The 12,013-nt window shown below is 62.6% G+C and carries 10 protein-coding genes; 1 reads left to right on the top strand and 9 read right to left on the bottom strand.

Annotated elements, in window-relative coordinates; translation table 11 throughout:
- Positions 1–65: 65 nt before the first annotated feature.
- Positions 66–659, top strand: a complete 594-nt coding sequence (locus tag HCN58_RS31430; RefSeq protein WP_235984062.1) for a DUF4337 domain-containing protein — start codon at positions 66–68, stop codon at positions 657–659.
- Between the two features lie 176 nt (positions 660–835).
- Here HCN58_RS31430 and HCN58_RS31425 read toward each other — a convergent pair whose 3' ends face one another.
- From HCN58_RS31425 to mdh, 9 genes are all read right to left on the bottom strand, one after another.
- Positions 836–1,366: a hypothetical protein gene (locus HCN58_RS31425; RefSeq protein WP_171583231.1), complete on the bottom strand. Its 531-nt coding sequence runs from the start codon at positions 1,364–1,366 to the stop codon at positions 836–838.
- 137 nt (positions 1,367–1,503) lie between these two features.
- A complete protein-coding gene (gene lpdA / locus HCN58_RS31420; RefSeq protein ID WP_171583230.1) occupies positions 1,504–2,904 on the bottom strand; it encodes a dihydrolipoyl dehydrogenase in 1,401 nt (466 codons plus the stop codon).
- Between the two features lie 34 nt (positions 2,905–2,938).
- Positions 2,939–3,685 carry an SDR family oxidoreductase gene (locus HCN58_RS31415; protein ID WP_171583229.1) on the bottom strand — a complete coding sequence of 249 codons (747 nt, stop codon included), beginning with the start codon at positions 3,683–3,685 and terminating at the stop codon, positions 2,939–2,941.
- An 82-nt stretch (positions 3,686–3,767) separates the two neighbouring features.
- On the bottom strand, positions 3,768–5,012 hold the full coding sequence (gene odhB, locus HCN58_RS31410; protein ID WP_171583228.1) for a 2-oxoglutarate dehydrogenase complex dihydrolipoyllysine-residue succinyltransferase: 1,245 nt from the start codon (positions 5,010–5,012) through the stop codon (positions 3,768–3,770).
- A gap of 161 nt (positions 5,013–5,173) precedes the next feature.
- Positions 5,174–8,131, bottom strand: coding sequence for a 2-oxoglutarate dehydrogenase E1 component (locus tag HCN58_RS31405; RefSeq protein WP_171583227.1), 2,958 nt, complete (start codon positions 8,129–8,131; stop codon positions 5,174–5,176).
- Positions 8,132–8,267: 136 nt separating this feature from the next.
- Complete coding sequence (gene sucD / locus HCN58_RS31400) at positions 8,268–9,152, bottom strand: succinate--CoA ligase subunit alpha (protein WP_171583226.1); 885 nt, start codon at positions 9,150–9,152, stop codon at positions 8,268–8,270.
- 38 nt (positions 9,153–9,190) lie between these two features.
- On the bottom strand, positions 9,191–9,667 hold the full coding sequence (locus HCN58_RS31395) for a DUF1579 family protein (protein ID WP_171583225.1): 477 nt from the start codon (positions 9,665–9,667) through the stop codon (positions 9,191–9,193).
- A 2-nt stretch (positions 9,668–9,669) separates the two neighbouring features.
- On the bottom strand, positions 9,670–10,869 hold the full coding sequence (gene sucC / locus HCN58_RS31390; protein WP_171583224.1) for an ADP-forming succinate--CoA ligase subunit beta: 1,200 nt from the start codon (positions 10,867–10,869) through the stop codon (positions 9,670–9,672).
- Between the two features lie 133 nt (positions 10,870–11,002).
- Complete coding sequence (mdh, locus tag HCN58_RS31385; protein ID WP_171583223.1) at positions 11,003–11,971, bottom strand: malate dehydrogenase; 969 nt, start codon at positions 11,969–11,971, stop codon at positions 11,003–11,005.
- Positions 11,972–12,013 lie beyond the last annotated feature (42 nt).

The raw sequence follows: 12,013 nt of genomic DNA, 5'->3' as shown, positions 1-12,013 counted from the left end.
GCTAGCCTCTTGCGCTCGCATTGCGGTTCGGCAATCGTGCGCCATTCATTACCAGGAGGGGAATCATGGGCGGCGCACATGAAAGCATGGAGCATGCGGAGCATGCTGAGCACGCTTCGGGCTCGAACAAGAAGATCGCATTGCTGATCGCCGTGATCGCCCTGTTTCTGGCGCTGTCGGAAACGCTGGGCAAGGGCGCGCAGACCGAAGCCATCAGCAAGAATGTCGAGGCTTCGAACCTCTGGGCATTCTTCCAAGCCAAGAGCATCCGCCGCACTGTGGTGCAGGCCACCGCCGAACACGCCAAGCTCAGCCTTGGGACCGTCAGCGATGACGTCGCCAAGGCGGCGCTGCAGAAGCAGATCGACGACTGGAACAAGACTGCGCAGCGTTATCGCTCGGAGCCGGAGACCGGCGAAGGTTCGGAAGAGCTGGCAAAACGCGCCAAGCACGCCGAGCACGAGCGCGACGAGGCCACTGCAAAATATCACCACTACGAAATCGCCTCGGCCGCCTTCCAGATCGGCATCGTGCTGGCGTCCGCCACCATCATCACCGGCATGATCGTTCTGGCCTGGGTATCCGGCATATTGGCAGTCGCGGGCATCGGCATCACCGCGCTCGGCCTCTACGCGCCGCATCTGCTGCATCTGCATTGAACGGCACGGCTCGTCCGACTGCTTTCGCTGTCGTGCCCCGCGAGGGCGGGGCATCCAGTACGCCGCGGCTTCTCGGCTCAAGCGCTGATATCTCTCGGATACTGGATCGCCCGCCGGAGCCTGTCATCGGGCGCGCGTTCGCGCGACCCATTGGCGAGCGATGACAGCGAGGAGCCCTACCGCGCTTCGTGCACGCTCTTGCGGAAGCGCGCGATCAGCCGCAGCGTGCGGGATGACCAGCTGTCGCCGTCTCCGCGCAGGATTTCCCGGATGCGCTGCTTGATTGGATAGACCAGGACGGCCGCCTTGGCGCGCATCGCCATGATGAACTCATAGGTCTTTTTGAACCACGCCATCTGCAGCAGCTTTGCGCGCGTCACATCGAAGATGAACGCGGTGACGCCGACGCCGACAAATTTGCCGAGCACGATGACGGTGGCAGCGCTCACCCAATGTTCGTTCGCCAGCAGCCACAGGCCGACCAGCTTGAGCGGAAACAGCGGGATGACAGGCACCGCAAACACGATCAGCGTCATCGCCGGCGACAGCGCATCGACACGATCGGACAGCCATTGCTTGAAGGCGCGGAGCGGGATCAGCGCAACGATGCGCTCGACGATCGGCTCGAGATGATCCCACAGCCAAGCTTCGATCAGAAAGATGACCGCAAGCAAGACCCAAAACGGCTGTAACAGGCGGCGCATCATCGATCGTGATCTCTAGAGCGGAATGACGTCCATTAATTGATCGCCCCGCTCCATCTCCTTGTTCAAAGCATGGCCCTTTCGAGAACGGATAGCCGCTTTCTTCAATCATGCTCTACCCGGTATGTACCGGGTGTCGATCACATATGGATGGCGCGCTTGCCGACCGCAAGCGCGGCTTCCTTGATGGCTTCCGAACGCGTCGGGTGGGCATGGCATGTGCGTGCCAAATCCTCGGCGGAGCCGCCGAATTCCATCAGGACGGCGGCTTCATGGATCATTTCGCCGGCTTCGCGGCCGACAATGTGTACGCCAAGCACGCGATCGGTTTTTGCATCTGCCAGAATCTTCACAAAACCGTCAGTGGTCTGGTTGACCTTGGAGCGACCGTTGGCGGTGAACGGGAATTTGCCTGAGGTGTAGGCGACGCCGGCCTGCTTCAGCTCTTCCTCGGTCTTGCCGACCGACGACACTTCCGGCGTGGTATACACGACGCCTGGGATAACATCGTAGTTCACGTGGCCCGCTTGCCCGGCGATGATTTCGGCGCAGGCGACGCCTTCGTCCTCGGCCTTGTGTGCGAGCATCGGTCCGGCTACCACGTCGCCGATCGCATAGACGCCCTTCACGCTAGTCGAAAAATGCGCATCGATCTGCACGCGGCCGCGGTTGTCGAGCGCGATGCCGGCTTCCTTGCACCCGAGCCCGTCGGTGTAAGGCACGCGGCCGATGCAGACCAGCACCACGTCAGTCTCGATCGTCGCCGCCGTGCCACCGGCCGCTGGCTCCACCGTCGCCTTCAACGTCTTGCCGGAAGCATCGACGGCGGTCACTTTAGCGCCGAGCTTGAATGCAAAGCCCTGCTTTTCGAGTATGCGCTGGAATTGCTTTGCGACTTCCCCGTCCATGCCGGGCAGGATGCGATCGAGGAATTCCACGACCATGACCTCGGCGCCAAGCCGTTTCCAGACCGAGCCGAGCTCGAGTCCGATCACGCCCGCGCCGATGACCAGAAGCTTCTCCGGCACCCTCTCGAGCGACAGCGCTCCAGTCGACGACACGATGCGCTTCTCGTCGATCTCGATGCCCTTCAGTCGCGCAATATCGGAGCCGGTGGCAATGACGATATTTTTGGTGTCCACCGTCTGTGACTTGCCGTTGCCGCTGATCTCAACCTTGCCGGCGCCGAGAATCTTGCCGGCGCCATAGAGAACGTCGATCTTGTTCTTCTTCATCAGGAACTCGACGCCCTTGACATTGCCGTCGATGCCCTGCTGCTTGAAATTCATCATCGAGGGCAGATCGAGTTTTGGCGCGGAAACGCTGACGCCCATCTTGGCAAAGGAATGCGCGGCCTCCTCGAACATTTCGGAAGCATGCAGCAGCGCCTTCGACGGCATGCAGCCGACGTTGAGGCAGGTGCCGCCGAGCGTTGCGTTCTTCTCGACCACGGCGACCTTCATGCCGAGTTGCGCCGCGCGCACCGCGCAGACATATCCGCCCGGACCGGTGCCGATGACGACGAGATCGTAGGTAGCCATGATGAAGTCCTGTAGCTGAGAAAAATGTCAGGTATTACCGCCCGCCCGACACATCAAGGATGGCACTGGTGACGTAGGACGCCTCGTCCGAGATCAGCCAAACGATGGCATTGGCGATTTCGTCCGCGGTGCCGACGCGCTTCATCGGCACCATATGCGCCAGCCGGTGCGCGCGATCGGGTTCGCCACCGGAAGCATGAATCTCCGTATCGATCAGGCCGGGCCGGATCGCAACGACGCGAATGCCCTCGCCGGCAACCTCGTGACCGAGGCCGACGGTGAAGGAATCCACCGCGCCCTTGGACGCCGCATAATCGACATACGTGCTGGGCGAACCGAGTTTCGCCGCGACCGAGGAAAGATTGACGATGGCGCCGCCCGCGCCGCCGTTGCGGGTCGACATCCGCTTCACCGCCTCGCGCGCGCATAAGATGCTGCCGGTGACGTTCACCGCCATCATGCGCTGGATGCGTTCGGCCGACATATCCTCGACCCGTATCGATGGGCCAACAATGCCGGCATTGTTGACGAGCGCCCCTAACGTTCCGAATTCGTCCGCCGCCTTGAACAGCGCGAGAATGTCCGCCTCGCTGCCGACATCGCATTTCACGGCAATGGCCTTGCCGTTCTTGCGCTCGATCTCCGAGACGACTTCCTTCGCCGCCGCTTCATTGCTGACGTAGCCGACCACGACGCGGAAGCCGCGCGCGGCGGAGGCGAGCGCGGCGGCGCGGCCAATGCCGCGGCTGCCGCCGGTGATCACAACAACCTTGTCCGTCACATCAGCCCCCACAAATCAACGCGCATCGATCCACGGCTCGCGGGCGCAGGCCTCGAACGCCAACGCCGGCAGGTCGAATATTTCAGAGATCCAGCACCAGACGCGCCGGATCCTCCAGGCTTTCCTTGACGCGGACCAGGAACGTCACCGCTTCCTTGCCGTCGATCACGCGGTGATCGTAGGACAGCGCCAGATACATCATCGGGCGCACCTCGATCTTGCCGCCGACCACCATCGGCCGCTCCTGGATCTTGTGCATGCCCAAAATTCCGGACTGCGGCGCGTTGAGGATCGGCGTCGACATCAGCGAGCCGTAGATGCCGCCGTTGGTGATGGTGAAGGTGCCGCCCTGCATCTCGTCGATCTTGAGCTGGCCATCGCGGGCGCGGCGGCCGAAATCGGCGATCGATTTTTCAATGTCGGAGATCGACTTGTGGTCGCAGTCACGGACCACGGGCACGACCAGGCCCTTATCGGTGCCGACGGCGACGCCGATGTGGTAGTAGTTCTTGTAGATCAGGTCAGAGCCATCGATCTCGGCGTTGACGGCCGGGATGTCCTTCAGCGCCTGCACCACGGCCTTGGTGAAGAAACCCATGAAGCCGAGCTTGCTGCCGTGCTTCTTCTCGAACACGTCCTTGTACTGCGCGCGCATCGCCATGATGTGGCTCATGTCGACCTCGTTGAAGGTCGTCAGCATCGCGGCCGTGTTCTGCACATCCTTCAGCCGCCGCGCGATGGTCTGGCGCAGCCGCGTCATCTTTACGCGCTCCTCGCGCGCGGCGTCATCGGCCGGCGACGGTGCGCGCACCTGCACGGAAGCGGCCGGCTGATTGACCGGGGTCGGCGCTGAAGCCGCCTTCTCGATCGCGGCCAGCATGTCGCCCTTGGTGACGCGGCCGTCCTTGCCGGAGCCTGGCACGGTCGCGGCATCGATACCGCTCTCGGCGGAGAGTTTGCGAACCGACGGCGCCAGCGGCGCGTCCGATACCAGCGCCTTCGGAGCCGCGGCAGGCGGTGGGGCGGGCGCTGCAGCCGGGGCGGCGGCCCTGGCGGGCGCAGGCGCGGCCGCGGCCGGCTTGGCGCCCGCCGCCCCGTCGTTGATCTGCCCGAGCAGCGCGCCGACGGCGACGGTCTCGCCGTCCTTGGCCGCGATCTCGCCGAGCACGCCGGCGGACGGCGCCGGCACTTCGATGGTGACCTTGTCGGTCTCGAGCTCGACCAACGGCTCGTCCACCGCCACCGCCTCGCCGGCCTTCTTGAACCAGCGGCCGATGGTGGCTTCTGTCACGGACTCGCCGAGCGTCGGAACACGAATTTCAGTCATGGTATGGTTTCCTCAGCAACCTTAAGCGTCATCAATTCCAATGTGGTCATCGCCCGCCTTGTGCACTGGAGCGGGCGATCCAGTACGCCGGGACGGTCACGATTAAGTTCTAACGGCGCGGCGTACTGGATGCCCCGCATTCGCGGGGCATGACGGGTTTCCTAGTTCAGCGCCTCGTCCAGCATCGCCTTGAGCTGCGCCAGGTGTTTCGACATCAAACCGGTGGCAGTTGCCGCCGACGCCGCGCGGCCCGCGTAACGCGGACGCCGGTTCGGCGCGTGGATCTGGTTCAGCACCCATTCGAGATACGGCTCGATGAAGTGCCACGCGCCCATGTTGCGCGGCTCTTCCTGGCACCAGACCACCTCGGCGTTCTTGAAGCGGCCGAGTTCCTGCACCAGCGCCTTCAGCGGCACCGGATAGAGCTGCTCGACGCGAAGCAGGTAGATGTCCTCGACGCCGCGCTTTTCGCGCTCCTCGTAGAGATCGTAGTAGACCTTGCCCGAGCACAGCACGACGCGTCGGATCTTGTCGTCCGGTACCAGCTTGATCTTCTCGTCGGGCAGCATCTGCGCGTCATCGTAGAGAATACGATGGAAGGTCGTATCGCGACCGAGCTCGTCGAGCCGCGAGACGGCACGCTTGTGGCGCAGCAGCGACTTCGGCGTCATCATGATCAGGGGCTTGCGAATTTCGCGATGCAACTGGCGCCGCAGCACGTGGAAGTAATTCGCCGGCGTGGTCGGATACACCACCTGCATGTTGTCTTCGGCGCACATCTGCAAATAGCGCTCGAGCCGCGCCGAGGAATGCTCCGGTCCCTGCCCTTCATAGCCATGCGGCAACAGGCACACGAGGCCAGACATGCGCAGCCATTTGCGCTCGCCCGAAGAGATGAACTGGTCGAACAGCACCTGCGCGCCGTTGGCGAAGTCGCCGAACTGCGCTTCCCACATCGCCAGCGCGTTCGGCTCGGCCAGCGAATAGCCGTATTCGAAACCGAGCACCGCCTCTTCGGACAATAGCGAGTTGATGACCTCGTAATGGCCCTGGTCGTGGCCGAGATGGTTGAACGGCGTGTAGCGGCTCTCGTCTTCCTGGTCGATCAGCACCGAATGGCGCTGCGAGAAGGTGCCGCGCTCGGAGTCCTGTCCCGACAGCCGGACGTGATGGCCTTCCTGCAGCAGCGTGCAGAACGCCAGCGCCTCGCCGGTCGCCCAGTCGATGCCGACGCCGTTGTCGATCGCCTTGGCACGGTTTTCCAGGAAGCGCTGGATGGTGCGGTGAACCCGGAAGCCGTCCGGCACCTTGGTGATCTTGCGGCCGATATCCTTGAGGACAGTGATATCGACGCCCGTGACGCCACGGCGGGCGTCCTCTTCCTGGTCGGCGGATTTGAAGCCCGCCCATTTGCCATCGAGCCAGTCGGCCTTGTTCGGCTTGTAGCCGGAACCTGCCTCAAGCTCGGCATCGAGCCGCGCGCGCCAGTCGGCCTTGGCCTTCTCGACTTCGCCCTCCGTCATCACGCCGTCGGCGATCAGACGCTTGGCATAGATCTCCAGCGTCGAGGGGTGCGAGGCGATGCGCTTGTACATCACCGGCTGGGTGAACGCCGGCTCGTCGCCCTCGTTATGGCCATGCCTGCGATAGCAGAACATATCGATCACGACCGGCTTGTGGAATTTCTGCCGGAATTCGATCGCGACCTTGGCGGCGAACACCACCGCTTCCGGATCGTCGCCGTTCACATGGAAGATCGGCGCGTCGATCATCTTCGCCACGTCGGACGGATAGGGCGAGGAGCGCGAGTAGCGCGGATAGGTGGTGAAGCCGATCTGGTTGTTGACGATGAAATGCAGCGAGCCGCCGGTGCGATAGCCCTTCAGGTCGGATAGGCTGAAGCATTCCGCGACTACCCCCTGCCCTGCAAACGCCGCGTCGCCATGCATCAGCATCGGCAGCACGGAAATGCGCATATCCGGCGGATCGCCATGCTGGTCCTGCTTGGCGCGCACCTTGCCGAGCACGACGGGATCGACGATTTCCAGGTGCGACGGGTTGGCGGTCAGCGACAGATGGATCTTGTTGCCATCAAATTCGCGGTCGGACGATGCGCCCAGATGGTACTTGACATCGCCGGAGCCTTCGACCGCGTCCGGGTTGACCGAGCCGCCCTTGAATTCATGAAATAACGCGCGATGCGGCTTGCCCATCACTTGCGTCAGCACGTTGAGCCGGCCGCGATGCGGCATGCCCAGGACGATTTCCTTCACGCCGAGATTGCCGCCGCGCTTGATGATCTGCTCCAGCGCGGGGATCAGCGATTCACCGCCGTCGAGGCCGAAGCGCTTGGTGCCGGTGAACTTGAGGTCGCAGAATTTTTCAAACCCTTCGGCTTCGACCAGCTTGTTCAGGATCGCGCGGCGTCCTTCGCGCGTAAAACTGATTTCCTTGTCCGGACCCTCGATGCGTTCTTGGATCCAGGCCTTCTGCGCGGCGTTGGAGATGTGCATGAATTCGACGCCGAGCGTCTGGCAATAAGTGCGCTCGCAGATGGCGACGATCTCGCGCAGTGTGCCGTATTCGAGGCCGAGCACATGGTCGAGGAATATCTTGCGGTCGAAATCCGCTTCGGTGAAGCCATAGGTGCGCGGATCGAGCTCTTCGCGATCACGCGGCGCCTCGATGCCGAGGGGATCGAGCTTGGCGTGGAAATGGCCGCGCATTCGGTAGGCGCGGATCAGCATCAGGGCTCGGACCGAATCGCGCGTCGCCTGGTTGACGTCGGCAGGGGACAGTTCGGCGCCCTTGGCTTGCGCCTTGGCGGCCAGCTTGGCGCCGACGGCCCTCTCGACAGTGACCCAGTTGCCGTCCAGCGCCGAGGTCAGTTCGTCCTGCGGCGTGAGCGGCCAGTTGTCGCGGCCCCAGGACGGGCCCTCGGCGTTTTTCTGGACGTCGGCCGGGGTGTCCTTCAGGCTCTTGAAGAATTCCTGCCATTCGCTGTCGACCGAGCCGGGGTCCTGCTCGTAGCGGGCGTAGAGGTCGTCGATATAGGTGGCGTTGGTGCCCTGCAAAAATGAGGAGAGGGCAAATGCTGCGTTCGCGTCCTGGCGAGACATGATGGCGTCCTGGTGAGTTTCGCTTTGCGCATGGAAAACGGCGCTGTAGCCGGTCCGGGAGGCCCGAACCAGCTCGGTAATGAAGCTTTACCCTATTTAGGGCGGATATTCGCGCCTAAAAGAACCAAGGACTGAATTAGAACTTCAACTTTTCGGCAAGGGTATGTCCTAGCCGTGCCGGCGACGGAGAGACCGTAATTCCGGCCTGTTCCATGGCCGCCGTCTTGGATCCGGCGTCGCCCTTGCCGCCGGAGATGATCGCGCCAGCATGCCCCATGCGGCGGCCGGGAGGTGCGGTGACGCCGGCGATGAAACCGACCATCGGCTTCTTGCGGCCGCGCTTGGCCTCGTCCTTGATGAACTGGGCGGCGTCTTCTTCGGCGGAGCCGCCGATTTCACCAATCATGATGATCGAGGTGGTCTTGGGATCGGCCAAGAACATCTCCAGCACGTCGATGAATTCGGTGCCCTTGACCGGGTCGCCGCCGATGCCGACCGCGGTGGTCTGACCGAGACCCTCCTGGGTGGTCTGGAACACGGCCTCATAGGTCAACGTGCCCGAACGGGAAACGATCCCGACGCTGCCCGGCTTGAAGATGTTGGCCGGCATGATGCCGATCTTGCACTCGCCCGCGGTCATCACGCCCGGGCAGTTCGGCCCGATCAGGCGCGATTTCGATCCCGACAATGAACGCTTCACACGCACCATATCGAGCACCGGAATGCCCTCGGTGATGCAGACGATCAGCGGGATTTCCGCATCGATCGCTTCGCAGATCGCGTCCGCCGCGCCCGGCGGCGGAACGTAGATCACGCTGGCGTCAGCGCCGGTCTTCTCGCGCGCCTCGCGAACGGTGTCGAACACCGGCAGGCCGAGATGGGTCGAGCCGCCTTTGCCCGGCGAAGTCCCGCCGACCATCTTGGTGCCATAGGCGATCGCGGCTTCCGAATGGAACGTGCCGTTCTTGCCCGTAAAACCCTGGCAGATGACTTTGGTGTTGCTGTCGATCAGAACGGACATGATTGCGAACGCTTTCTTCGGTGACCGTGAACGAGGGGTTAATGAATGCGACGGTACGTGCCGGTGAGCACGTCGGCCCATCCTTCGGCATCAGGCGAGAACTGGATCTTCATGGTGTAGTTGTCGTCATCGACGACTTCGTAGACGTGGCGCGCGTTGCCGCGCAGCGAACCGCGCACGAGCACCAGCGACTTGCCGCTCCAGCCGCCGGAGGCCGGTGCCGGCGAATAGTAGCCGAGCGAATCGTGCCAAAACAATTTGTAGGTCCGGTCGTCGCGGTCGTAGGTGAACACGCCGTGAGTGGCGAAGGTCTCCATGCCGTCCCGCATCTGGCGGGTGTCCTGAATCAGGTAGAAGCCGTTGAGATCAATGCGCGCGACCACATGCGAGGTCGCAGGACCGCCTGCCGTCCAACGTGACGGATAGACCACTTCCTCGCCCGCCCACTCGCCCGCAAAAACCGCGAGCCGGCGGTGTTCTTCCAGCGGTTGAGGTGCGGCGAGATGGTCAGCCATCGCTAGCCTCCCTTGACGGCTTTCACGATTTTCTGTGCGGCATCGTCGAGATTGTCGGCCGGCACTACGTTGAGACCCGACTCGCGGATGATCTGCTTGCCGGCGTCGACATTGGTGCCTTCGAGCCGCACGACCAGCGGCACTTTCAGGCCGACTTCCTTCACGGCAGCCACCACGCCCTCGGCGATGATGTCGCACTTCATGATGCCGCCGAAGATGTTGACCAGAATGCCCTTCACGTTCGGGTCGGCAGTAATGATCTTGAAGGCTGCCGCAACCTTCTCCTTGCTGGCGCCGCCGCCGACGTCGAGGAAGTTGGCGGGCTCCATGCCGTAGAGCTTGATGATGTCCATTGTCGCCATCGCAAGGCCGGCGCCGTTGACCATGCAGCCGATGGTGCCGTCGAGCGTGACGTAATTGAGATCGTACTTCGACGCCTCGACTTCCTTGGCATCTTCCTCGGTCAAATCGCGTAACGACACAGCCACCTCGGGATGACGGAACAGCGCGTTGTCATCGAACGATACCTTGGCGTCGAGTACGCGCAGTTGGCCCTGCTTGGTGACCACGAGCGGATTGATCTCCAGCATCGCCATGTCCTTGGCAACGAAGGCCGTGTAGAGCTGCGTCACCAGCTTTTCCGTCTGCTTGGCGAGATCGCCGGTGAGCTTCAGGGCCTTCGCGACCGTGCGGCCGTGATGGCCCATGATGCCGGTTGCCGGATCGACGGAGAAGGTCACGATCTTCTCAGGCGTGTTATGGGCTACCTCTTCGATATTGACGCCGCCTTCGGTCGAAACCACGAATGACACTTCAGAAGATTCACGATCGACCAGAATTGAAAGATAAAACTCCTTGTCGATGTCCGATCCTTCCTCGATGTAGAGGCGATTGACCTGCTTGCCCTGCGGGCCGGTCTGCACCGTGACCAGCGTCGCCCCCAGCATCTGCTTGGCGAATTCGTTGACCTCGGCGACGGATTTCGCGATGCGGACGCCGCCCTTGTCGCCGGCGGAAGCTTCCTTGAACTTGCCCTTGCCGCGGCCGCCGGCATGGATCTGACTCTTCACCACCCAGATCGGGCCGGGAAGCTGCTTGGCGGCAGCCTCAGAATCCGAGGCCTTCAACACAGGCACGCCGCGCGAAATCGGCACGCCGAATTCACGCAGCAGAGCCTTGGCCTGGTATTCATGGATATTCATCTGGACGCTCCCCAAAACCCTTAGCGGCGAGTTCTACAGTTCACCGGCATTGGTAGTTGGCATACCATATACCAAGAGAACTGCAACCCTGAAAACGGCGTTCGCCCCGGCGAGGGGCGAAAGCCGAGTAAAATCAACGTCCGAGCAGGTCGGGCGCGATCTTCTTGCAGGCATCGACCAAACCCTGAACGGCGCCGACCGACCTGTCGAAAGCTTCGCGGTCCTTGCCGGCCAGCTCAATCTCGACGATGCGCTCGACGCCCTTCGAGCCGATCACGACGGGGACGCCAACATACATGTCCTTCACGCTGTACTCGCCGTTGAGATAGGCGGCGCAGGGCAGCACGCGCTTTTTGTCCTTCAGATAGCTCTCCGCCATCGCGATCGCCGAAGCGGCCGGCGCGTAGAAGGCCGAACCGGTCTTCAGCAGATTGACGATTTCGGCGCCACCGTTGCGGGTGCGGTCGACGATCTCGTCGATGCGCGTCTGCGAGGTCCAGCCCATCTTGACCAAATCAGGCAGCGGAATGCCGGCGACGGTGGAGTAACGCGTCAGCGGCACCATGGTGTCGCCGTGGCCGCCGAGCACGAAGGCGGTGACGTCCTCGACCGAGACGTTGAATTCATCGGCCAGGAAATAGCGGAACCGCGCGGAGTCGAGCACCCCGGCCATGCCGACCACCTTCTTGTGCGGCAGGCCAGAGGCTTTCTGAAGCGCCCACACCATCGCATCCAGCGGGTTGGTGATGCAGATGACGAACGCATCGGGCGCATATTTCTTGATGCCGGCGCCGACCTGCTCCATGACCTTGAGGTTGATGCTCAGGAGGTCGTCACGGCTCATGCCGGGCTTGCGCGGCACACCGGCAGTGACGATGCAGACCTTGGCGCCATCGAGCGCCTCGTAGGAATTGGCGCCGGTGAGATGGGCGTCGAAGCCGTCGACCGGGGAAGATTGCGCGATGTCGAGCGCTTTACCCTGGGGAACGCCCTCGGCGATATCGAACATCACGACGTCGCCGAGCTCCTTCAGGCCGACGAGGTGAGCCAGCGTTCCGCCGATCTGACCGGAGCCAATCAAAGCAATCTTGTCGCGCGCCATGGGAAGTTTGTCCTTCTGAGACGAAGAGTGAGGGGTGGATAA

Origin of the sequence: Bradyrhizobium australiense, assembly GCF_013114825.1 — a bacterium.
In the GTDB taxonomy this organism is placed as follows: Bacteria; Pseudomonadota; Alphaproteobacteria; order Rhizobiales; family Xanthobacteraceae; genus Bradyrhizobium; species Bradyrhizobium australiense.
The sequence above is the reverse complement of the archived record's forward strand: the minus strand, read 5'-3'. Positions and strand labels throughout refer to the sequence as shown.